At 61.5% G+C, this 22,103-nt stretch carries 19 protein-coding genes; 9 read left to right on the top strand and 10 right to left on the bottom strand.

Annotated elements, in window-relative coordinates; all coding sequences use genetic code 11:
• Positions 1–295: 295 nt before the first annotated feature.
• Positions 296–1,705, top strand: coding sequence for a response regulator transcription factor (locus tag B5F40_RS07475; protein ID WP_239442945.1), 1,410 nt, complete (start codon positions 296–298; stop codon positions 1,703–1,705).
• A 104-nt stretch (positions 1,706–1,809) separates the two neighbouring features.
• On the opposite strand, the gene B5F40_RS07470 is transcribed toward B5F40_RS07475, so the two are convergent.
• The gene (locus B5F40_RS07470) at positions 1,810–3,294 is read right to left on the bottom strand and encodes an aldehyde dehydrogenase family protein (protein WP_087193776.1); all 1,485 of its coding nucleotides are present in this window, start codon (positions 3,292–3,294) and stop codon (positions 1,810–1,812) included.
• A gap of 321 nt (positions 3,295–3,615) precedes the next feature.
• Complete coding sequence (locus B5F40_RS07465; RefSeq protein WP_087193719.1) at positions 3,616–4,926, bottom strand: MFS transporter; 1,311 nt, start codon at positions 4,924–4,926, stop codon at positions 3,616–3,618.
• Positions 4,927–5,176: 250 nt separating this feature from the next.
• Here B5F40_RS07465 and B5F40_RS07460 point away from each other — a divergent pair, with 250 nt between their 5' ends.
• Positions 5,177–5,683: a hypothetical protein gene (locus B5F40_RS07460; protein ID WP_087193718.1), complete on the top strand. Its 507-nt coding sequence runs from the start codon at positions 5,177–5,179 to the stop codon at positions 5,681–5,683.
• A gap of 15 nt (positions 5,684–5,698) precedes the next feature.
• On the opposite strand, the gene B5F40_RS07455 is transcribed toward B5F40_RS07460, so the two are convergent.
• A complete protein-coding gene (locus B5F40_RS07455) occupies positions 5,699–6,868 on the bottom strand; it encodes an acyl-CoA dehydrogenase family protein (RefSeq protein ID WP_087193717.1) in 1,170 nt (389 codons plus the stop codon).
• A gap of 246 nt (positions 6,869–7,114) precedes the next feature.
• Between B5F40_RS07455 and B5F40_RS07450 the strand changes: the two genes are divergently transcribed.
• Entirely contained in the window at positions 7,115–7,537 is a 423-nt protein-coding gene (locus B5F40_RS07450; protein WP_087193716.1) for a PaaI family thioesterase, read from the top strand.
• Here B5F40_RS07450 and B5F40_RS07445 read toward each other — a convergent pair.
• The 6 genes from B5F40_RS07445 to B5F40_RS07420 form a co-directional block, all read right to left on the bottom strand.
• Positions 7,534–8,031, bottom strand: coding sequence for a PaaI family thioesterase (locus B5F40_RS07445; RefSeq protein WP_140396451.1), 498 nt, complete (start codon positions 8,029–8,031; stop codon positions 7,534–7,536). The two genes, B5F40_RS07450 and B5F40_RS07445, sit on opposite strands and share 4 nt — an antisense overlap.
• Before the next feature lie 5 nt (positions 8,032–8,036).
• The gene (locus B5F40_RS07440; protein ID WP_087193714.1) at positions 8,037–8,336 is read right to left on the bottom strand and encodes a ferredoxin family protein; all 300 of its coding nucleotides are present in this window, start codon (positions 8,334–8,336) and stop codon (positions 8,037–8,039) included.
• Positions 8,333–9,634: an FAD-dependent oxidoreductase gene (locus B5F40_RS07435; protein WP_087193713.1), complete on the bottom strand. Its 1,302-nt coding sequence runs from the start codon at positions 9,632–9,634 to the stop codon at positions 8,333–8,335. Before B5F40_RS07435 ends, B5F40_RS07440 begins: the two co-directional genes overlap by 4 nt.
• Positions 9,635–9,826: 192 nt before the next feature.
• Positions 9,827–10,708, bottom strand: coding sequence for an electron transfer flavoprotein subunit alpha/FixB family protein (locus B5F40_RS07430; protein ID WP_087193712.1), 882 nt, complete (start codon positions 10,706–10,708; stop codon positions 9,827–9,829).
• An 18-nt stretch (positions 10,709–10,726) separates the two neighbouring features.
• Positions 10,727–11,470 carry an electron transfer flavoprotein gene (locus B5F40_RS07425; RefSeq protein WP_087193711.1) on the bottom strand — a complete coding sequence of 248 codons (744 nt, stop codon included), beginning with the start codon at positions 11,468–11,470 and terminating at the stop codon, positions 10,727–10,729.
• A gap of 63 nt (positions 11,471–11,533) precedes the next feature.
• On the bottom strand, positions 11,534–12,688 hold the full coding sequence (locus tag B5F40_RS07420; protein ID WP_087193710.1) for an acyl-CoA dehydrogenase family protein: 1,155 nt from the start codon (positions 12,686–12,688) through the stop codon (positions 11,534–11,536).
• Between the two features lie 668 nt (positions 12,689–13,356).
• On the opposite strand from B5F40_RS07420, the gene B5F40_RS07415 reads away from it, so the two are divergent.
• The 4 genes from B5F40_RS07415 (at position 13,357) to B5F40_RS07400 (ending at position 18,392) form a co-directional block, all read left to right on the top strand.
• Positions 13,357–14,544 (top strand): acyl-CoA dehydrogenase family protein, encoded by a 1,188-nt coding sequence (locus tag B5F40_RS07415; protein WP_087193709.1) that lies wholly within the window; start codon positions 13,357–13,359, stop codon positions 14,542–14,544.
• Positions 14,545–14,708: 164 nt separating this feature from the next.
• Complete coding sequence (locus tag B5F40_RS07410; protein ID WP_087193708.1) at positions 14,709–15,950, top strand: CaiB/BaiF CoA transferase family protein; 1,242 nt, start codon at positions 14,709–14,711, stop codon at positions 15,948–15,950.
• Between the two features lie 133 nt (positions 15,951–16,083).
• A complete protein-coding gene (gene fadK, locus B5F40_RS07405; RefSeq protein WP_087193707.1) occupies positions 16,084–17,718 on the top strand; it encodes a medium-chain fatty-acid--CoA ligase in 1,635 nt (544 codons plus the stop codon).
• Positions 17,719–17,804: 86 nt separating this feature from the next.
• Positions 17,805–18,392 (top strand): hypothetical protein, encoded by a 588-nt coding sequence (locus B5F40_RS07400; protein ID WP_087193775.1) that lies wholly within the window; start codon positions 17,805–17,807, stop codon positions 18,390–18,392.
• Between the two features lie 102 nt (positions 18,393–18,494).
• Here the strand turns inward: B5F40_RS07400 and B5F40_RS07395 are convergent, their stop codons facing one another.
• Positions 18,495–19,421 (bottom strand): LysR substrate-binding domain-containing protein, encoded by a 927-nt coding sequence (locus tag B5F40_RS07395; RefSeq protein WP_087193706.1) that lies wholly within the window; start codon positions 19,419–19,421, stop codon positions 18,495–18,497.
• A gap of 348 nt (positions 19,422–19,769) precedes the next feature.
• On the opposite strand from B5F40_RS07395, the gene B5F40_RS07390 reads away from it, so the two are divergent.
• Both B5F40_RS07390 and B5F40_RS07385 read left to right on the top strand, forming a co-directional pair.
• Entirely contained in the window at positions 19,770–20,966 is a 1,197-nt protein-coding gene (locus B5F40_RS07390) for an acyl-CoA dehydrogenase family protein (RefSeq protein WP_087193705.1), read from the top strand.
• 196 nt (positions 20,967–21,162) lie between these two features.
• On the top strand, positions 21,163–22,059 hold the full coding sequence (locus tag B5F40_RS07385) for a LysR family transcriptional regulator (RefSeq protein WP_087193704.1): 897 nt from the start codon (positions 21,163–21,165) through the stop codon (positions 22,057–22,059).
• The last annotated feature ends 44 nt before the right edge of the window (positions 22,060–22,103 follow it).

Raw genomic sequence — 22,103 nt, 5'->3', positions numbered from 1 at the left:
GACCGTTGCCCGCATTCTTGTCCTCGGGCAACCGATTTGGCATCGCAAAACCCTACTGATTGGCCTAATACTTACTTTTTTGCGACGCGCTAGCTTTGAATTAGTGATAGCTTTCCCTCTGACGATAACGGGGCGGCGAAAACGAGAGCAGCGCAGAGTTTTCCGCATCCGGGCAGTTCAACGGCATCATCATCCATCGCTAACAGGGACGGAAAGGATGATCGGTTTCATGGAGCTCCAAAAGCACGCCTCTTCAAGGCCTCGGACGGCGAAAACGGAGGGAAAGGAAAGGGGCGTGGCCGAGTTCGTCAACCGCGCCGCCCTCAAATACGTGGGCTTCGCCCTGCTTCTAGCATGGCATTACGCGCTATGGTTCGTGCCGCACGTGTTCGCGCAAACCGAGCTGCTCGACGAGCGCGTGACCACCGCCTGGCTCGTGAACCTGGGAGCGACCGTCGTGTCCCTTTTGTTGATAGCCCTTTTCCTGGGCCGCAAGCGCCACCTTTCGACATACCGTCCTCTCTACGTCGCCGCGCCCGCACTCACGTGCGCGGCGACGCTCGCGCTGTGCTTGGCGCCCCAGGTGTTCGCCGTTCCAATCCTCGCCTATGCGCTGGCCTTCTTCCTCGGCGCCACCGAATCCGTCATGTGGATCCTCTGGGGCGAGCGCTACGCATGCGTGAAGGCGAATTTCTCGCTGCGGCACATCGGCACGACGTTTGGATTCACGCTGCTCGCCACCGTCGTCGTCGCATGGTCGCTGCCCACGTACGCGTCGACGACGTTCGTCTCGCTTTTGCCGATTGCCTCCGGCACGCTGCTCGCAGTCGCTCGGCGCGACGGCGCTCGCGCCTTTCCCGTGCTGCTCCCCAAGAGCGCCTCGCAAGGCGGCCTGAAGAGCATGACGACCGTGAGCGTCATCACGTTTCTGGCAAGCGCGGCGTGCTACTTCCTCGTGGCCATCATTCCCTGGCAGGCGCTGCCCACTCGAGATCTCAGTTTTACGCTCGGCGTGCTGGGCGGCGGTGCCATCATGCTGGGAATCGCCGGCATCAGCATCGCGTCGAAGGACAAGGCGAACATCTTCAAGATGCTCCCATGGATGATCGTGCTCCTGATTGCGGCGTTCGCGCTGTTCCTTGCCGACGAGTCGGCCTTCCTCCCCTCCTTCGTCATGGCCACGGGCATCTCGTCGCTTCTAGAGATGCTCCTCATCATGTACTTCGGCATCCTCACATCGAAAGGCTACGTCACTCCCGCGGCGGCCTTCGCCTTCTCTGGCGCGTTCGTGCGCGCCGGCATCGCCATAGGAAACACTTGGGCCGTAGGATACGAGCACGCGCCCTCGTTAGCCGACCTCGTCACGCCCGAAACGTGCTTGGCGCTCATGTGCGCGCTGGCCGCACTGCTCGTGCCGCTCGTGAGACAGGAGTTCAACATCGTGGCGCTGACGGCCGCTCCTCCTTCGAAAGCCGAGATCGACGAAATCTGCGCGGAGGTGGCATCCGAGTTCAGCCTGTCGACGCGCGAACGCGAGATCCTCGAACTTATCGCACGCGGCTACACCACCAACAACATGGCCCAGAAACTGGTCATCTCGCCCTACACGGTGAACACCCACATCCGCCACATCTACGAGAAAATGCAGATCCACAAGAGGAGCGAGCTTTTGAACTACCTCAACATGCAGCGCAGCGACTTTTAGAATGCAGTGTGCTGCGAGCTTCCCCGCCGGGGCGCTTCCCCGGAGAAGCATAGACGAGCGCCCCGGAATCCGGGGCGCTCGCACGCGTGTTTTCGATCGGAACCCTACTTCTCGGGGTAGAAGCCGCTCGGCTCCTCGCCGAGGTTGATCATGATGTTCTTCGTCTGGCAGTAGTGCTCGAGCATGATCTTGTGCGTCTCGCGGCCGATGCCGGACTCCTTGTAGCCGCCGAACGGCGCGCCCGAGGGGATCTGGTTGTAGGTGTTCACCCACATGCGGCCGGTGCGCACGCCTTGCGCCACGCGGAACGCGCGGTTGATGTCGCGGGTCCACACGGCGCCGCCCAGGCCGTAGACCGAGTCGTTGGCCAGGTCGATGACCTCCTGCTCGTCCTTGAACTTGATGACCACGGCCACGGGCCCGAAGATCTCCTCCTGCGCCACGCGGCACGAGTTGTTCGGCACCTCGATGAGCGTCGGCTTCAGGAACGCTCCCTTGGCCAGGTCGCCCTCGGTGGCGCGCTCGCCGCCGCAGAGGACGCGGCCGCCCTCCTGCTTGGCGATCTCCACGTACTCGAGGATCTTGTTCATCTGGCCTTGGTCGATCTGGCTGCCCATCTGGGTGTCGTCCTCCCACGGCATGCCGATCTTCACGTTGCCGAACGCGCGGCAGGCATCCTCGACGAACTTGTCGTAGACGTCCTCGTGCACGAAGATGCGGCTGCCGGCGCAGCACACCTGGCCCTGGTTGAACAGGATGCCCAGCTGCACGCCGTCCAGCATCATGTCCCACTTGCAGTCGGGGAAGATGATGTTCGCGGACTTGCCGCCCAGCTCCAGCGTGGCCGGGATGAGGCGCTCGGCCGCCGCGCGGGCCACGTCGCGGCCCACCTCGGTCGATCCGGTGAACGCGAGCTTGCTGATCTTGGGGTTGTCGAGGATGTACTGGCCCGACTTGCTGCCGCGGCCCGTGACCACGTTGAACACGCCGGCCGGGATGACGTCCTGGGTGAGACGGGCCAGCTCCAGCACCGTGAGCGAGGTGGTGGACGACGGCTTGAACACCGTGCAGTCGCCGGCGGCGAGCACCGGCGCGAGCTTCCAGGCGGCCATGAGGAACGGGAAGTTCCACGGCACGATCTGCCCCACCACGCCGATGGGCTCGTGCAGCACGAGCGACATCATGTTGCCGGGCAGGAGGTCGGCCTCGCCCGTGTCGGCCAGAAGCACGCCGGCGAAGTAGCGGAAGTGGTCGACGGAGTACGCCACGTCGATGGCGCGCGTCTCGCGGATGGGCTTGCCGTTGTCGAGCGACTCCAAGAGCGCCAGCTTCTCGGCGTTGGCCTCGATGATGTCTGCGACCTTGTTCAGGATGATGGCGCGTTCGGCCTTGTCGGTCTTGCCCCAGGTCTCGAACGCCTTCCACGCCGCATCGACCGCGCGGTCGACGTCTTCTTTGGTGGCGTCGGCGATGGTGGACAGCTGCTCGCCGTTGGCCGGGCAGAACACGTCGAGCGTACCCCCGTCCGAGGCGTCGACCCATTGTCCGTCGATGTAGAGCTGGTAGGATTTCTGGGCTGGATTATCCATGATGCGTCCTTTCGCATGAGGTTGCTCTGCGAGCGATGGCTGCCGCAGCGTCTCACGACGCGTGTCGACGGCGCGCAAGACGCGCGTTTCGCCCGCCTTCCGACCTGTCGGGCCGGTGCAGCCACCATACACCCCAACTCCTTTGCGCACGGCCCTCGTTTCCAAACGATCATCCGAGCGGTGTCGTTTTCTCGATTGCTGCCAATTTTGTAACATTAAAGCCGCGCATACACATGAAGGCACGATTGGCGAACGGCGACACGCCCACGACAGACGATATGCGACGAGGAGCCCCGGACAATCCGGGGCTCCTCGTCGCATCTATCTCAGATCCTCGCAGTATCTCTTCCTACCTGCACTGTATGCAATACTAAACCCTATATAAATGATTGCAATGCTCACTAATCCAACAATGAAAAACACGTTCCACCCAACGATTTGATACAGCAGCGCAAGCCCCGATGCCGCAAACGCCCCCACCAGATTCACAGGCATTAAAATGACCGAATAAATTCTGTCGTATTCTCTGCTGCCGAACAAGAGTCGTGTTACGTAAGGAAGCAGCGTGGTCACAAAAGGATACACCAATCCGTAGAATAAGCCTCCGCCGAACAGCATGGGCAAAAATACCGCCTCGCCACCCACCCAAATACCGATAAGTCCCAAAAAGCCTCCAACACACCCAACAACAAGAGCCAGCTGAACGGAACGGGACTCGAGCATCCCGATAAGCACTTTGCCGCCCGCCATTCCCACCATGACGAACGCCTCGAGCGTTCCCGACATAACCATGAGACTACCAATGCTCTCCATGGTTTCACGGTCAACCGCTACGAAACCCTGATAGAAAGTTGTAAAGTGCTGAGGGAATATACCCCCTATATTGGCCATGCAACCCGCGAACACAAGCGCGTAAAAATACCAGCAGCGAAACGCTTTTTTAGCAGGGACGCCCGGCGATACGGAAGCCTCTGTACTTTCTGTTTCCTCGCCAGATGCCGCAAAAGGTTCGCCATAAGCCCTCAAGCCGCATTCTTCAGGTCGTGACCGAATAGCGAACAGTGTGAAGGGCACGCTCAAGACGAACGCGATGACGCCCAACACAAGATACACTTCCCTCCAGCCCGACAGGTCACTTCCGAGCAGAAACTGACCCACAAGATTGAGAACGGCTCCCCCCGCTCCCGTCATGGCGTAAGAAAGACCGATCACAAGTCCGAGCCTCCTTTTGAACCAGCGATTCAAAAGGCCTGCGACCATAAGCCACAATAGTACAACCTCTCCGAACCCTATGAGGACACCTGAGATATACCACTGCCATAACTCGACATAGAATGACATTGCAGCGTACCCACAACTTGTGAACAGCGCAGCGATGGTGCAGACAATCCTCATATCAAAACGCTGCATGAGCTTGCCAGCAATAGGAGAAAACGCCACTTCCGATAAGTATACAATCGTCATGTAAAAGGAGACATCAAACACCTCGACGCCTAAATACTGCGACACGGGGCGATAACAAAGTCCCGGCGTGCTAAACGCGATCGCTGCGCAGCCAAATGTGCAGAATACGCACGTTGCCAGCACGCCCCAATGTCGCGCCGTCATCCCCTGAGTTTTCGCGCTTTCCATATCGGACCCCCGATCAATCCCCGCCCGTCAGTACCAGGCACTCCGAAAACGCGTATCAGTATCCGACACCTCTTTTTTCCCGTCACCGGATAGATATTACAAATTGACGCAATATGAACAAATCATAGGAATCATTTATGAATACATGATTAAAGAAAGGCAAAAAGATGCACCAAAATGAGCTATATTGTTTCCATTGGCACCAAAAGCATAACGCGTCTCGAAAAGCGTACCTCTGGTTGCGTCCAAAATGCTCGCCGACACGAAAGGAGTCGCCGTGCCGAAACAAAATGCCGAGCACAGCCTCAACGCCCTCTCCCTTTTGACAAGCATTGGCGCTTCTGCGTCCCAACCGTCCGAATCCATCGGACCCGATGGGACGCGTATCGTGTTCTACGAGAAAGAGAACAGGACGGACAGCGAAGCGGCGGAAGGAAAAACACGTGTGAGATTCATCGGCTGCTTCACCATAGATGGCTTCATGATCCAAAACGAGCAGGGCATACCAGTCGACGCGGGTTTCGGTGCTGAATTCGACACCGCAGGAGGTCCAAACAGCGCATGGGTGTGGTTCTGTCGACCGGTGAACGAAGCGGTGAAGAGTAAGTTCGAGAAATTCTTCATGGGGACTTTCGATGATATTGGAATGTTGATGGGCATCGATCCGCAAACGTTCCTTGACTTTGCCGATTCGGCATCGTGGACGGCCCTCGAATGCAAAAACGATGGGGACGATGGCCCAACCCTCGTCCCCTAGCTACCACCAGATCTCTTACTCGCCGGAATAGCCCTGCTCGTACTTTCTCATGATAAGCGGAGCTGCTATGTAAACCATAATCTGGTCGGTTCCCTCTGCAATCTGGAACCCTCGACAATCCTGCCAGATGGAAGACGCGCGCTCCTCTCGAGTGTAGCCACGCCCACCGAGGATCTGCATGGCGTCGCTGGCAACCTCAGTCGCAGCGTTTGGGACGAAGCGTTTCATCAAGGCCGCACTCAGACGATCTCTCCTGCCCCGCTCTTGGCCCCATGCGCACCTGTATACAAAGCCACGCATGGCATCTAGCTTCACCTCCATATCAGTGAGCATCTGTTCTATCTGCTGGAAATTTGCTATCTGCGTTCCGAAAGCCGTCCTCGTGCGTGCATAAGCCACCGCGTCCTCCATAGCCGCTTGAGCAAGCCCGAGTGCAGTAGCGCACGAGAACAGTCTTCCTATTTCGAATAGATGAAACAACTGAGGAAACCCTCCGTGCTTGCCATGCAGACGATACTTCTCGTCCAACCTCACGTTCTCAAACAGGCAGGTAGAAAACGGCAGGATGGACTGCCCGATCTTCTGGACAGGATACACTGTAATGCCCTCGAGGTCGCGCGGCACCAGCCAGAAAGACAGAGCCGGATACCTACCCGGCTCCTCATCACGGTCGATGGCCCCCACCAGTAGGTACGGAGCATATTCACCGTTGTTGACGAACGTCTTCACACCATTGAGCACAATGTCCCCGTCCACCGTGAGCGTCGATGTACGCATGCCCATAGTATCCGACCCGCCTTCGGGCTCCGATATGGCGAGCGCAAACGCAAGCCTTCCCTCCTCCTGATAGCCTGCACGTACAAACTCGAACTGATCCGACCCGGCAAACTCCTCCATAATCTGAAGGTTAAGAAAATCGTTAGAGAACGGCAGAACGGCTCCAGCGCAACGCGCAAGCTCCTCAAGAACGAGCGTTTGGGCGAAAATGTCATAATCGACGTGATTGCGTCGATGGACCACACCGTAATCGCCAAAGTCCAGCCCCACGAACTCTTTGACCACCTCGTCGGGAACGCCCGAATCGCGCTGCCACTGCCGCACGTCCGGCCAGCCTAGACGCCGCTGCCCGAAAGCTCGCACCTCGGACACCACACGTCGCTGCTCGTCGGTCAAATCGAAATCCATCCGTCTCCCTCCTCAAATCACGAGAGGCCCGGTATGAGCCCAAGTCTCTTCGATGTGGATCCCAAACGAACGCGATGGCTACGCCATCCGGTCAATTATCTTTCATTGTGGCATGTTCCCTGCGATTTTCATGGCGAACGGCGCGGGAAAACTACGGAAACCCTATCATCGTACATTGACGCAACAATCCGACAGAGAGAGGCCAGCTAAGCTGCCCCTTTCTATCCCGACAAAAGAGAGGCTATCGTGACTGAACTCTCCCAGGAAGTGACCAAGGAGCTTATGCGCAATGTCCCTCCGCTACCGGACCTTGAAGGATGCATCGAGATACACACTTCAGAGCCCGGCAGTGTGGGCTACACGATCGACGTTCCTGAATCCCTTTCGAATTACCGAGGAACTATCCACGGCGGCGCCATCTCCCTCATTCTGGAGATCGCCGCAGGGATGGCAACGTACGCGTACGGGGTGGGCAACGTGGCGCTCACCAGCGCGACGAACTTCATCCGGGCGGTCGGCGTCCAGCGCCTGAACGTGTCGGCCAGCACTTCGCACAAAGGGCGCAGCACGGCGGTCGTGCACTGCTCCATCGAAACCGAAGAGGGAAAGATCGTGGCCGAGGCGACCTACACCATGTTCCTCTTCGGACCGCTTGAGCAGCAAAGCTAGCGCACGCCGGGGTTTCGGCCCAGATACGGCTTGGGAGGGGGTTCGCTCGAGTCGACCGCTCCCACGTAGAAGAGCGTGCAGCTCGCTTTCACGCAGAGACGGCCAACCGAGTCGAGCACCCTCGTGTCCACAAGCGCGGTGGTGCGCCCATCGTGCAGCACGCGCGCCTCGATGGCAAGCTCGTCCCCCAAAGAGACCCCTCGCACGAAATCGAGCGAGACGTGCTGCGTGACGTTGTGCTTGCCCATGGAATAGCCCGCCATGCAGGCGGTCACGTCGACGAGGAACATGAGAAACCCGCCGTGCGCGCGGCGAAATAGGTTCGCCGCATCCTGAGGCACCTTCACACGGTTGCGGACATAGCCGCGACGCAGCAGGTCGTTACGCAGGGCTTCGAACCCACCAAGATCGCTCAGATGATTGAGGCACCCTTCCCTCAGATACGGGGGAAGGGCGCCCTCTTCGACGCGGAGGCTTTCCGAATCGTCCTTCATGCCGATCAACCGTACCGGTACTCCACGCCCATGGTCGGGCCGGGGTTGACCCACTTCTTGACGATCGTGCCCTCGCAGGCGATGCGGCAGGTGCCGCACTCGAGGCAGCCGGCGTAGTCGAAGGACTTCTTGCCGTCCCCGTCGACCTTGTACAGGGCCGCCGGGCACACGCGCACGAGCTTGAGGAACTCCTCATCGTCGGGGTCCTCCGCCAACTCGATGTGGGCGCTCTCCTCGTCGACCTCGTACTTGTTGACGGACAGCGCCTCGTCGACGTTAACCGTGATCTCGCAAACCTTGTTCACAGCGCCTTCACCGCCTTCCGAACCTCGCCCGCCAGCTTGAACAGGCCGCGCTTCTTCACAATGGGCATCATGCGTTTCACGAGGGGCTTCTGCGGCTGCCCGTCCACGCTGAACATCGCGTTGAAGATCTCCTTCACCATCACCGGGTAGTCAGTGAACATGCTGCCCCACTCCTCCATGACGTGCGGCCATTTCGAGAAGGTCCGCAGGTCCTGGATGACGAAGGAGCCCTCCATTTTGTCCTTGTAGGAGGCCAGCCCCGCCGCAGAGACGTCGTTCTTGTCGATGGCCTCGCACGCGGCCTCTGCGGCCATGCGGCCGCTCGCCACCGCGAAGTCCATACCGCGCACCTGGTAGCCCATGTTCATGCACAGCCCCGCCGTCTCGCCGGCGACCAGGCAGCCGTCGAACACGTATTGCGGAATCATGTCGTAGCCGCCCTCGGGGACCATGTGGCCCGAGTGCTCGACGAGCTTCGCGCCCTTGATGACGGGGGCCACGGCCGGGTGCCTCTTGAAGTCCTCGAGCATCTGGTAGACCGGCGTCTCGTTGGCCCCGTCGGCGGCCGTCGAGATGGTGGCCACGAGGCCGAGCGAGATGGAGTCCTTGTTGGTGTACAAAAAGCCGCCACCGACCCGGCCCTTCGTGCAGTCGCCGACGAACAGCATCGCGGCGCCCTCGCCCTCCGGGAGCAGGAAGCGGTCCTCGATGACGCCGGAGGGCAGCTCGAACACCTGCTTGATCCCGACAGCCATCTGGGAGGGTTTGGGGCGAGGGTTGCCCAGGCAGCGCTCGGAGAGCATCGAGTTCGTACCCTCGGCGAGGATCACCACCTGGGACGTGATCTCGTCCTCGCCGGCGCGCACGCCGATGATGCGCCCCGACTCGTCCTTGACGAGTTCCTCCACGGCGATGCCGCAGATGTACTCGGCGCCGGCCTCCTCGGCCTTCTCGGCGAGCCACTGGTCGAAGGGCCCGCGAAGCACGCTGTAGGAATCCTTGCCCTCCTCGGCGAGCTCGGCGCTCGTGAAGTCGATCGTCATGTTCGACGCGGTATCCATCATGGCGATGCGCTCGTGGGTGATCTTGCGCTCGAGGGGAGCCTCGGACTCGAAGTCCGGGAACACCTCCTTCAAGCTGTGGGAGTAGATGCGGCCGCCCGTCATGTTCTTCGCGCCGGCGTAGTTGCCGCGCTCGACCACGAGGACGGACTTGCCCGCAGAGGCGGCCATGTAAGCGGCCACGCCGCCGGCGCAGCCGGATCCCACAACGATGACATCGAAGTCTGTTTCAGCCACCGTTCGTCCTTTCTCGTCTGTTTCGCTGCAAAGGTTGGAGCCAGAGGATGCGAGGGGCGACGCCCGTAAGGCAAGAGGCACGACGCCCGCCTCGCACGGCAAGGGTAGAGCGCTTGCCGTGCGGAGCCGCCGACGCGCCGCGTCGGCAAACCTCGCCCCCGCCCAGGGAGGGCGAGGGCGGCGGGAGCGCGCCTACAGGGCCGCGGTCAGCGCCGGCAGAACCTCTTTGACGTCGCCGACGATGCCGTAGTCGCACTGCTTGAACACCGGGGCGTTCTTGTCCTTGTTCACGGCGACAACGACGCCCGAACGGTTGCAGCCCACCATGTGCTGCATCTGGCCCGAGACGCCGGCGGCCACGTAGACCTTCGGGGTCACGGTCAAGCCCGACACGCCCACATACAGCTCGGTGGGCAGCCAGTTCACGCCCTCGGTGAGCGGACGCGTGCACGCGATGGCGCCGCCGAGCTTGCCAGCCAAGTCGCGAGCAAGCTGCAGGTCCTTTTCGGCGGCGAATCCGCGGCCGCACGCCACCACGACATCGGACTTGGTCGGATCCGCAGCGGTGCGCTCGCGCGGCTCGGTCGCGGTCACCTGAGCGGCGCGCTTGGGAGCGACCCAGGCGACCTCGATGGCCTCGCCCGCGCCGGACGCCTGGGCGGCATCGCATACGCCTGCCGCCACGAGGTACACGGCAGCGCCGGTCGCGGGCTTCTGCACGCGCTCGGCCACGCCGCCGAAGTACGTGCCGCGCGCACCGTCCTGCGTCAGGGCAACCGTCGCGGTCGGGGCCGCAGCGCCCAGCTTCGCGGCCAGACGGCCGGCAATGACCTTGCCGCGGCGGGTCGCCTCGACCAACGTCACGTCGGCCTGCTCGGCGAAGGGGGCAAGCGTCGCATGCGCATCGTCGACGAGCGCGCCCTCGGGCACCGCGATGTTCAGAACCGTGTCGGCAGCTCCCTCGACCGTCCCACCGAAGCAGACCAGCGACACCTCGTCGGCACCCAAACTCCGCGCGCCGCCGGCCAGCTCGCGGGCGACGTCGGCGTGCTCAGCGATAACCAATACCTTCATGTTCAGCACCTTCCTTCCCTACAGCGCGGCCTTGATGGCGGCGGCCAGCTTCTCAACGGCCCCGTCATCGGCCGCATCGACGATCTCCTGCTTGCGTGCGGCCTGCTCGGGAGCCAAGCACTCCACCGTGTCGAGCACGCGTTCGTACGAGCCGTCGGCCCCCGACACCTCCATCGGCTTCTTGCCGGCGGCGAGGATGTCCTTCATGCCGGGAATGCGCGGCTCGGCGGCGTCGGGCGTCACGGACACAACGGCGGGAAGCTCCACCTCCACCGTTTCCTTGCACTCCTCGAGGGCGCGCACGATAACGGCCGTCGAACCGCTGACTTCCACCTTGGCGGCGGCGGTCACCACCGGCCAGCCCAGCTTCTCGGCCAGCTGCACGTCCACCTGCTGCGCGTAATCGTCGGCCGAGCCGTCGCCGCACAGCACCATGTCCACGTCGCCGGCCTTGGCGATGACGTCAGCAAGCGCCGCGGCGGTCGCATGGGCGTCAAGGCCCGCCAGCGCGTCATCGGCGGCCATGCACAGGCGCGCCATGCCGCGCGCGAGCACGTCCTTCTTCAGCTTCGAGTTGTCGATGTCGGAGCCGCCCACCGTGACGGCCACGGCCTCGTCGGCCAGCTGGGCACCCAGCTCGATGGCGTTCTTGTCGTACTCCGAGATGGCCAGCTTGGCCTTGGAGAAGTCCAGGGTGCGGTCGGCCGCCACCTGCACGTCCTGGGAGTCGGGGACGGCCTTGAAGGCCACGGCGATTCTCATAGGTTCCTTCCTTTCCTCAGTGCCCTTTTTGAAAACGTCGGCGAACGGAGAGGCGCCGAGACGCTACTCCGCATACTTCTTGGCAACCTGGCGTCCGGCGATGTAGGCCATGATCTCGTGCGTGCCGCCGCCGAACATGTTGCCGCGCATGTCGGCCCACAAGCGCCCGATGCGCACCTCGGTGGTGTAGCCGAGGCCCGCGTACACCTCAAGCGCGTCGTTGGCGACGTTGAAGCACTCGGAGCAGCCGTAGCGCTTGAGCATCGCCGACTCCAGCTGCACAGGCTGGCCTTCGTCCATCATCCACAGCGTCCTATACAGCATGTTGCGCGTGTTCTGCACCTTGATCTCCATGTCACACAGAAGCTCCTGGATCATCTGCAAGCGCGTGATGGGCTTACCGAAAGCGATGCGCTGGTTGGCGTACTTGGCGGCATCCTCGAGGGCGGCCTGGGCAAGTCCCACCTGCTCGGCCACGATGTAGGCGCGCTCGACCTCGAAGTTCTTCATGAGCATCATGAAGCCCTCGCCCGAATTGCCCATGCGCTGCTCTTCCGTCAGCACCACGTCGTCGAAGTACACCTCGCAGAACGGAATGCACTGCTGGCCGATCTTGTGCAGGGGCGCCGTCGACACGCCCGGTGTGTCCATCTTTACGAGCCACAGGCTCATGCTGCCGTTGTCCGAAGAGGGGTCCTCGTCCTTGGCCACGACGATGGTGTAGGGCAGCACCGAGCCCATGGTCACCCACGTCTTCTGCCCCGACAACTTGTAGGTTCCGTCCTCCTGCTTTTTCGTGACGGCGGTCATGGAGCGGTTGTCGGAACCGGCCCCCGGCTCGGAGATGGAAAGCGACGCGATGGGCCAGCCCGTCTCCAGATAGTGCTCCATGGCCTCTTGCTTCTGGGCCTCCGTACCGAACTCCATGATGTCGAACATGGACAGCGAGTTCTGGTACAGGATGTGCATGCAGCCGCTCTTGTGGTACAAGCGCTCGATCATAAGGCCGATGGTCACGCGGTCGGCCGGGATTCCGCCGTACTCCTCGGGGATGCCCATAAGACCGAACCCGGCGTCCCGGTACGCCTCGACAATCTCGTCGGGCATGCAGTGCGTTTCGTACATCTGCTTCACGACGTCTTCCGTGAAGTAGCGCTCGCAGAACTCGTCAACGCTCTCAAGCAGCAGCTGCTGCTCGTCGGTCAAAGCGAAGTCCATGTCTCCTCCTCGTTCTTAAGCCGTTAAACACGCGTTGAAACTCTTGCCGACCAAAAGGCATCGGGAACCCCCTGGTCGTCGTTGACAGCATAGGCGCTCAAACAGTGAGATTTAATGGTCAATTTTATAATTTTGAGTAAATATGACCTAAGAATTTTGACGCATAAGCACTCCTTCGGAATAGCCGTAAAAATGATAGATTTCGCTTATATATAGCATTTCATATGGTGTTTTTAAAAATTCATCCGCCAGTGCTTCAAAATAATGTGATTTTATAAATACCAACAATAAGAGCCTTATGTTTCAAATTGAGCGATCACTACGCAAATCTTGTCGGAGGACGCTCTCCCCATCCGAGCGCCAGAGGGCCGCATACTCGATTTCACATTTACTTAATTTTTCGATTTTGTATAAAAAATATTTCAACAATTTTAAAAAACTATCCGTACCAAATCAAAATAGTCATCAAATTTGCACAGATCAGATGATATGAATACCAAATTGATAACTTCAGCTTATAGATTTCTTTGGAACCGAAAAGCTCATTCTATTAGACCGCGCATCGCGTCGCATCGCACAATACGCTTGCAAGCACGGCCCAGCCAAGCGCAGGAAGTCGGTGTTTGGCCAGGTCGAGGGAACGCTTAGGTAACCTGAAGGAGGATTACATGAGCACTTTGTCCACTGAGCAGTTCGACGCGTATCTCAAGCAGATCCGCGAGCTGGCCGAGGGGCCGCTCGAGGAGATGCAGCCGGAGATCGAGGTGACCAACACCTTCCCAGAGAAGTTCTACGAGATCGCCAAGGAGAACGACCTCTACCGCTTCGCGCTGCCTGCGGAGTACGGCGGATGGGACCTCTCCGAACTCGATATCCTGCGCGTGCAGGAGGAGTTCTCCCGCGGCCCCGGCGGCATGCGCATGCACCTGCACTACGCTGCCGACCTGAACTGGCGCATCCTCGACGACTACGGCTCGGATGAGCTGAAGGCCGAGTACATGAACAAGTTCCAGGACAAGAGCGTGTTCACCTGCTTCGCCCTGACCGAGCAGACCGGCGGCACCGGCGCCGACATCCACACGATGGCCGAAAAGGACGAGAACGGCGACTACATCCTCAACGGCGAGAAGTGGCTGATCTCCCACACGGACTGCTGCGAGTTCGCCTACGTCATCGCCGTGACCGACCCCGAGAAGAAGGGCGACGAGCGCCTGTCCGCCTTCTTCGTGCCGGTCGACACCCCCGGCTACGAGGTCACGCCCATGCCCCACATGATGGGCTGCCGCGGCGCCGCGCACACGGGCCTCAAGTTCACCAACATGAAGCTTGACAAGAAGTACCTGCTCGGCGAAGAGGGCCAGGGCATGGAGATCGCCATCCACTCGCTGTCCGTCTCCCGCGCCCACATCGCCGCTTCGAACCTCGGCATGTGCCAGCGCATGCTCGAGATCAGCTTGGCCCGCGCCAACGACCGCATCACCTTCGGTAAGCCGATCGCTTCCCGCCAGATGATCAAGCGCGAGATCGCCGAGATGCAGACCTACACGCACGCGCTGCGCTGCATGGTCTACGACTTCGGCCGCGAGTACGACGCCGACCCCAACGGCAAGTACATTGAAGAGAAGGCCGCCATGTGCAAGCTGTTCTCCATCTACAGCACGCGCATCGTCTCCGACGGCATGCTCGAGATCTTCGGCGGCGTCGGCTACTTTGAGGACTGCCCCTACGGCCCGGTCGAGCGCCTGTACCGTGACGCTCGCGCCATGTGGCTCGAGGAAGGCGCCCCGAACGTACAGCGCATCACCATTGCCCGCAACTGCCAGAAGTTCGGCGGCAAGGTTGAGTACCAGCTGTAAAGCACCGCGTCGCCTCGCATGAGGCTGATCGACCGAGAACAAACCCACGAACGAGGAAGGAGGGCCGCTGCACGCAAGCAGGCCCTCCTTTTCTCTCTCGAACGATCTGCACGCACATAGCAAGGCTCGGCCCGCGCCGAGCTGAAGAAGGAGGAACCGTAACGATGTTGCCTTTGCAGGGAATCAAGGTCGTCGACCTGACCACCTTTCTCGCCACCCCCGCCACCGGGCGCGTGCTAGGAGAGTGGGGCGCCGACGTCATCAAAGTCGAGGCGTTCCGCGGCGACGCCGGCCGGGTGAACCAGGCGGTCGTATTCGGCATGCCCTCGAGCGACGAGGAGAACCTTGGCTTCGACATGGCCAACATGCACAAGCGCTTCGTCGCGCTCAACCTCAAGAGCGAAAAGGGCCTCGAGGTTATGATGAAGCTGCTGTCCCAGGCCGACATCTTCATCACCAACACGCGCACCAAGTCCCTGGCGAAAATGGGGCTTGACTGGGAAAGCCTGCACGCCAAGTTCCCGCGCCTCATCATGGGCCACGGCCTGGGCTACGGCAAGAAGGGCCCCGAGAAGGACGCGGCCGGCTTCGACGTGACCTGCTACATGGGTCGCGGCGGCGTGTTCGGCACGACCGTCAACCGCGGCGACTCCCCCATGATTCCGACGAACGGGTACGGCGATTTCCAGTGCTCGATGTTCCTGGCCGCCGGCCTTCTGGCCGCGGTGCTCGGACGCGAAAAGACGGGCGAGGGCGACTACGTGACCTGCGCCCTCCAGCATGCCGGCATATACGCCCTGTCGACCGGCATGGTGTCGGCCCAGTACGGCAACCCCTACCCGAAGAGCCGCCTCGAGGTGAACAACCCCCTCAACAACGTGTTCCGCTCGAAGGACGACAAATGGGTGGTTCTGTGCCTGCCCGAGTACGACCGCGATTGGCCGCGCGTCATGAAGCTCATCGGCCGCGAGGAGCTTGCCGAGCACCCCGACTACTCGGTCTGCCAGATCGTCAACGACAAGGGCCTCGCCCCCGAGGTCGTCAAAATCCTCGACGACGGCTTCGCCCAGTTCACGCGCGAAGAGCTCATGAAGATGTTCAAGGAGAACGACTTCCCCTGCGAGCCCGCGCAAACGCCGCTCGACGTGTACGAAGATCAAAACGCGCTCGTGAACGGCTATATCAAGCAGGTCCCCTACCCCGCCGGCGGCCGCTGGTGCCCCACCATCCCGGTTCAGTTCGAGCTCGAGGAGACGAAAGACCTCAAGCCCACCGGAAAGCTGGGGTCTGCGACGGCCGACGTCATGAAGGAGCTCGGCTACACCGACGCCGACATCGAGGCCGCTTTGAGCGAAGGGGCCGTTCAAGGCCCGACCGACCTGGCGGTTCTGCAGGGCAAGGCATAAGGCCGCCTTCCCGTCGCGGTGCGGGGCGCCTCGCCGCCCCGCACCCTCCCCGACAGCCGACCGGCACCCCCGACCAGCACCCTTCGAGAGGCTTTCGGGGTCGTTTTCAAATTCACGCAAAGGGGATGAGCACGTGATCGAAAACCTATCCATCGACGAACGCGCCAAAAAACGCTATTACGATCTGGGATATTGGTCGGAACGCACCTTATGCGACGTATGGGACGAGCAAGCGGACGCGTTTCGCGATCGCGTGTACGTAGAAGACGACCTCGGAGGGGCGCTCACCTACGGGCAGGTGGACGAACAGGCGCGGCGGCTGGCCTCTTGGTTCGACGAGGTGGGCGTGAGAAACGGCGACGTGGTGTCGTTCCAGATTCCCAAATGGATCGAGTTCTGTATCGTCTACGTCGCCTGCCTCAAAGCGGGCGCCGTCATGCACCCGATCGCGACGAGGTGCAACGGCCGCGACCTCGACTACCTCATCAATCAGGTGGGAGCGAAGGTCTACCTCTGCCCCACCTTCCACCACAAAACCGACTACGAGCAGCAGTACCTCGATGTCGCCGAAAAGCTTCCCACCCTCGAGGCGACGGCGCTCATCGACAAGGAGGGGCCGGCCCGGACGGACCTCCCGCTTCTCAGCGACATCCTGAGGACGCACGCGCCCGCGAAGCGCCCGTCCCCGGCGGCCTCGGACGAGGTGGCGTGCATCCTGTCCACTTCGGGAACGACCGGACGCCCGAAGGCGGCTTTGTGCACGCACAACACCATCCTCTTCTCGGAGCGATCCTTCTCCTCCGCCGCCGGCCTCTCGCAAGACGACGCGGTGTGGATGCCCTCCCCGCTCAACCACGCGACGGGGCTGTTCCACGGCCTCATCACCCCGATGCTGACGGGCGGTCGGGCGGTGCTTCAGACGAAGTTCGACGCGAAAGAGGCCGTGCGCCTCGTCAACGAGAAGCGCTGCACCTGGTCGTGCGGGGCGACGCCGTTCATGCACGACGTCCTGCGCTACCTCGACGAATCGGGCGAGAGCGTGCCCACCCTGCGCTTCTACCTGTGCGGAGGCGCGCCCGTCCCGCCCGCGATGGTGGAGCACGCCGCGCGCCACGGGATACTCCTCTGCGAGCTGTACGGCTCCACGGAAAGCTGCCCGCACATCCACGTCCCCCTCGACAAGTGCCTTGAGTGGAACGGCCGCTTCTCGGGCGTTCCGTACGAGGGAATCGAGGTGCGCGTGGTGGACGAGCACCGTCGCGAGGTTCCGCGCGGCGTCCAAGGCGAGGAGGCGAGCCGCGGGCCGCACCAGTTCGTCGGCTACCTCAACGCCCCCGAGGAGACGCGGCGCGCGCTCGACGACGAGGGCTGGTTCTACAGCGGAGATCTGTGCTGCATGGACGAGCAAGGCCGAATCCGCATCAACGGGCGCAAGAAGGAGCTCATCATCAGAGGGGGCGAGAACATCTCCATGCGCGAGGTGGACGACGTCGTGCTCGGATGCCCCGGCATCGCGGACTACGCAACCGTCGGCGTTCCCGACGAGCGCCTTGGCGAGCGCATCTGTCTCTTCTACGTCGCCGACCCTCGATGCCAAAAGCCCCTTTCGCTCGACGACGTGAAAGAGCACCTTCGGGGGAAGGGAGTGGCGAAACGCCTGTGGCCCGAACGCCTTGAGCGCATCGAGGCCATCCCCCGCACCGCCACCGGCAAGGTCAAGCGCTACGCGCTCGCCGAAGAGCTTGGCCGTCGCCTCGGCAAAGAATAATCCGACCCCTTCGCACCTCGCCGAAAGCGCCGCAGGCGCGCCGAGGCAGAACAGCAGACGAGAGCCCCTTGGTTTGGAGCATGACCATGAGCAACGCACAAGAGTACAGCATCACCCGCACCCGCGCCACGTGGAAGCCGCGCGTGGACGCGCGCGACCTCCCCTTTTTCGCCAACGGGGACGGCAACGTCTTTCTGGGGGTGTCGGGCGACCAGCCGGCCTCCTACACCGGGTCGGGGCGCACCCTCGTGGGGATGCCCCCGTACCTGGGCCTTCTGGAAGGCCCCGCCCCGTCGGGGCTTACGCGCCCAAAGCTCGTGCCTTGCGACCAGCTGCCCGAGGAGGTGTCCATCGACTACCGCATAGACGGCGGCTTCAACAACAACTGCGTCGTGGCATCGTGGTCCGTCTCTGCGGAAAGCGGCTGCGAGGTGGAGTGGATGTGCCTCAAGACGTTCACCGGCATGCAGTTGAAGTACGTCATGCCGAAAAAGCGCCCGCCCCTCGTGTTCGCCCTCGGAGACGAGGACGCCTTCGCCTATTGCGACAAGAAGCCCTGCGACGAGTGCGCGTTTCGCTGCAAGAACGGCTTCGTCCTCTACGTGGGCGTGCGCAACCTCGGCATCGTCGCCGCCCCGCTCGACCGCATAAGCTCCCTCAATCTGAAAAAGTAGCGCCGCCCCATCGCGAGGCGCATGAGAGAAGAAGGGGGCGCCCCCTTCTTTTCTCATGCAGCCCCCTTCCCCGCGCCTTGCGATCTTCGGGAAGGGGCGGGCTTACTCTTCCCCACAGCGGGGAATCGTCCCCTTCGGAGGAATGAATCCCGCGGCAAACTCGATGAAGCACTCCAGAGCGCGCGCCCGGAACTCGTCTTTCTTGTACATCATGTACACGTGGTGGAAATCGTGCGGCACCTCGCGCTCCGTGATGGGGATGTTCGTCAGGTTCCTGAACGACTTCAAGCCGATAGTGTAGGTGACTAAGGCACACACCTCCGGGCGCGTCGCGCGGGAGATCATGCCGCCCAGTGTGATCTCGTCGTCGAACTCCCGGCGAGTGGGCACGTCGTACCGATCGCATATCCGCGCCACCTCGTTGCCAATCGGCGTACCCGTCCGATACGTGTATACACACAAGCCGCGCAGATCCTCGAGCGATATCTCCTTGCGCGAGGCGAGAGGGCTTTTGGCGTTCACGCTCACCACTAGCTGGTGGGACACCACCGGCTCGCATCCGAATTCCGCAGCGTCGGCGTCGCGCGCCGCGAACACGACGTCGTACGCATCGTCTCTCAGCCCCCTGACCAGGTCGCGCGAGAACCCTTGGGACACGCTGAACTGCACGCCGTCGCCGAACTGCGCCTCGTAAGCCCCGATCAGCGCCGGAAGGTAATCGCCAGTGATGGTGTACAGCCCTCCGATCGACAGGCGCCCCGACAGGCGGCCCGTATACTCTTTCATCACCGAGACGCCCTTGTCAAGCTCGCGCAAAGCCGAGTCCACATACGACGCAAACTCCGAGCCGTACCTCGTCAGACGGACGTTTCTCCCTTCGCGTCGAAACAACGGCACCCCCAGCTCTTTCTCCAGCGAATGGATCGCATCGGACAGAGCCGGCTGCGTGATGAACAGCTCCTTCGCAGCGTTGGTGTAATGCTGCAGCTCGGCGAGCTTGCGGAAGTAGTAGAGCTGTGAGAGATTCATTACCCCCCCCCCCCGATGCTGCGCGCCTCGGGTGGCGATCAGAACGAGTCTGACGAGTCTGACGAGGTTCGCCCTTCGTCCAAAGACTCGCATCATTATACCCCATCCTGCGCCCAACCTTTGCCGCAACGAGCCGATTCCGCGCTTTCGCGCGCCCTTGCGAAGCGGCTTCGGGCGTGCAGGCCCTCCCCGCCCGAAAACGCAAGGCCCGCCATAGTTTCCAGAAATGGAAACCCCCGGTATCTGCCGGTATTGCGAATTGGATTTTCGCCAGGTCGGAGCGCATACTAATGGCAGAGAGAGGGGCCTTAGGACGCGCCCCTTCGCCACCGGAAAAGGAGGTTGCACATGAATCCGAACGCCAAGATCACCGACGAGCAGTTTGAGGCGTACCTCAAGCAGATTCGCAAGCTGGCCGAAGGTCCGTTCGAGGAGATTCAAAAGGAAGTGGAGGTGACCAACACCTTCCCCGAAGAGTTCTACGAGCTTGCCAAGAAAAACGACCTCTACCGGTTCTACCTTCCCTCCGAGTACGGCGGATGGGACCTCAACGAGCTTGAGATCCTGCGCGTGCAGGAGGAGTTCTCCCGTGGCCCCGGCGGCATGCGCATGCACCTGCATCACGCGGCCGACATGAACTGGCGCATCCTCGACGACTACGGCAAGCCCGAGCTTAAGGCCAAGTACATGGACAAGTTCCAGGACAAAACGGTCTATTGCAACTTCGCCATCACCGAGCAGACCGGCGGCACCGGCGCCGACCTGCACACCACCGCCCTCAAAGACGCCGACGGCAACTACATTCTCAACGGCGAGAAGTGGCTGATCTCCCACACCGACTGCTCCGACTTCACCTACGTCATCGCCGTCACCGACCCCGACAGCGACAAGGAGAGCCGCCTCTCCGCGTTCTTCGTGCCCAACGACGCCCCCGGCTTCGAGATCGTCCCCATGCCCCACATGATGGGCTGCAAGGGCGCAGGCCATGCGGGCTTGAAGTTCACCAACGTCAAGCTCGACCCCATCTACCTGCTCGGCGAGGAGGGCCAGGGCATGGAGGTGGCCATCCACTCGCTTTCCGTCTCCCGCGTGCACATCGCCATGTCGAACCTGGGAATGGCCCAGCGCATGCTCGAGATCTCCCTCAAGCGCGCCAACGACCGCAAGACGTTCGGCAAGCCCATCGCCTCGCGCCAGATGATCAAGCAGAAGATCGCCGAGATGCAGAAGATGATCCACGTGCTGCGCTGCGCCATCTACGACTTCGCGCGCGACTTCGACAAGAACCCGCACAACGACTACGTCACCGAGAAAGCCGCCATCTGCAAGCTCTTCTCCATCGACACGGTCAAACTCGTCTCCGACGAGATGCTCGAGATCTTCGGCGGCGACGGCTACTTCGAGGATTCCCCGTACGGCCCCACCGAGCGCCTCTATCGCGACTGCCGCGCCATGTGGCTTGAAGAGGGCGCTCCCTGCGTACAGCGCATCACCATCGCGCGCGAGACGCAAAACCACGACGGAAGGATCGAGTACACCTTCTAGTATCCGGACTTCTCCCCCTTTCCTTCAGACGTGCCCGGCGTTCCCTCTGCTTGCACCTTTGGCGACCGTTCGGGACGAAGACGCGCCCCGTGCTCCTTTTCGAAGGACACGGGGCTTTCGCTTGCAAAGCCCCTCCCTCCGAAATGCCGGGGCTCCCATGCGCTATACTGCGGTTGTCGATCATCGAGGAGGACGCATGAACCTTCCCCAACTCTATTACTTTCGCAAGCTCGCCGAGTTGCAGCATTACACCAACGCCGCGAAGGAGCTGTTCATCACCCAGCCAACGCTGTCCAACTCCATCGCCTCATTGGAAAGGGAGTTGGGAATACCCCTGTTCGAACGCGAAGGACGCCATGTGCGGCTCACACGCTACGGCAAGGAGTTCTACGAGCATGCGCTCGAGGCGATCAACGCCCTCGAGCGAGGCATCGCCCTTGCGAAGGAGCATGCGGGGTCGCCCACCGGAAACGTGGACGTGGGCACCATCTACACCATCCAAGGGGACTATCTCCCCGCGCTCATCAGCGCCTACCGGACCCAATACGGGCAGGGCGCGTCCGTGAACGTGTGCCAAGGGCTCTCGCTTCCGTTGATAGAGGATCTTGAAAGCGACCGATACGAAGTCGTGTTCTGCGCCCAGGTCGACAACAAGCCCGACCTCACCTTCGTCCCCGTCCTCACTCAAAGGCTTGTGGCAGTCGTGCATCGCTACCACAAGCTGGCTTGGAGACCTCAGCTCAGCCTTTCCGACCTGAAAGACGCCTCTCCGATTATCACCTATCCGGAGACAACGCCCATCGGCAAGGAAGTGTCCGAGCTTTTGAGAACCCATGGGGTAACCCCCTCGATGCCTGTCTGCAACGACGAGATCACACTCGCCAGCATGGTGGACAGCACGGAAGGCGCTGTAGGGGTCGCACTCGATACGCTTGGCCTCAGGCCGTTCCGTGAGCTTATCACGAAACGATTCGTGGAAGTTGAAGATGGTTTCCACAAGGTGTGTCTCGCATACAAGACCGGCGCGTACAAGACGCGCGCGACCGAGAACTTCATCGAATTCGCCCGCCAGTTCGAATGGCCGCACTCGTGAAGGAAAAGGTGGAGCCGCACGCCTCCACCCTCGGCTCCGACACC

The organism is Gordonibacter sp. An230 (assembly GCF_002159915.1).
In the GTDB taxonomy this organism is placed as follows: domain Bacteria; phylum Actinomycetota; class Coriobacteriia; order Coriobacteriales; family Eggerthellaceae; genus Rubneribacter.
Note: the sequence above shows the minus strand (reverse complement) of the source record. Positions and strands in the feature narration are given on the sequence as shown.

Coding starts and splice junctions, on each gene's coding strand:
- B5F40_RS07470 (WP_087193776.1), bottom strand. CDS start 3,294: ATGGATAATCCAGCCCAGAAATCCTACCAGCTCTACATCGACGGACAA.
- B5F40_RS07465 (WP_087193719.1), bottom strand. CDS start 4,926: ATGGAAAGCGCGAAAACTCAGGGGATGACGGCGCGACATTGGGGCGTG.
- B5F40_RS07460 (WP_087193718.1), top strand. CDS start 5,177: ATGCTCGCCGACACGAAAGGAGTCGCCGTGCCGAAACAAAATGCCGAG.
- B5F40_RS07455 (WP_087193717.1), bottom strand. CDS start 6,868: ATGGATTTCGATTTGACCGACGAGCAGCGACGTGTGGTGTCCGAGGTG.
- B5F40_RS07445 (WP_140396451.1), bottom strand. CDS start 8,031: ATGAAGGACGATTCGGAAAGCCTCCGCGTCGAAGAGGGCGCCCTTCCC.
- B5F40_RS07430 (WP_087193712.1), bottom strand. CDS start 10,708: ATGAAGGTATTGGTTATCGCTGAGCACGCCGACGTCGCCCGCGAGCTG.
- B5F40_RS07425 (WP_087193711.1), bottom strand. CDS start 11,470: ATGAGAATCGCCGTGGCCTTCAAGGCCGTCCCCGACTCCCAGGACGTG.
- B5F40_RS07420 (WP_087193710.1), bottom strand. CDS start 12,688: ATGGACTTCGCTTTGACCGACGAGCAGCAGCTGCTGCTTGAGAGCGTT.
- B5F40_RS07415 (WP_087193709.1), top strand. CDS start 13,357: ATGAGCACTTTGTCCACTGAGCAGTTCGACGCGTATCTCAAGCAGATC.
- B5F40_RS07410 (WP_087193708.1), top strand. CDS start 14,709: ATGTTGCCTTTGCAGGGAATCAAGGTCGTCGACCTGACCACCTTTCTC.
- B5F40_RS07400 (WP_087193775.1), top strand. CDS start 17,805: ATGAGCAACGCACAAGAGTACAGCATCACCCGCACCCGCGCCACGTGG.
- B5F40_RS07395 (WP_087193706.1), bottom strand. CDS start 19,421: ATGAATCTCTCACAGCTCTACTACTTCCGCAAGCTCGCCGAGCTGCAG.
- B5F40_RS07390 (WP_087193705.1), top strand. CDS start 19,770: ATGAATCCGAACGCCAAGATCACCGACGAGCAGTTTGAGGCGTACCTC.
- B5F40_RS07385 (WP_087193704.1), top strand. CDS start 21,163: ATGAACCTTCCCCAACTCTATTACTTTCGCAAGCTCGCCGAGTTGCAG.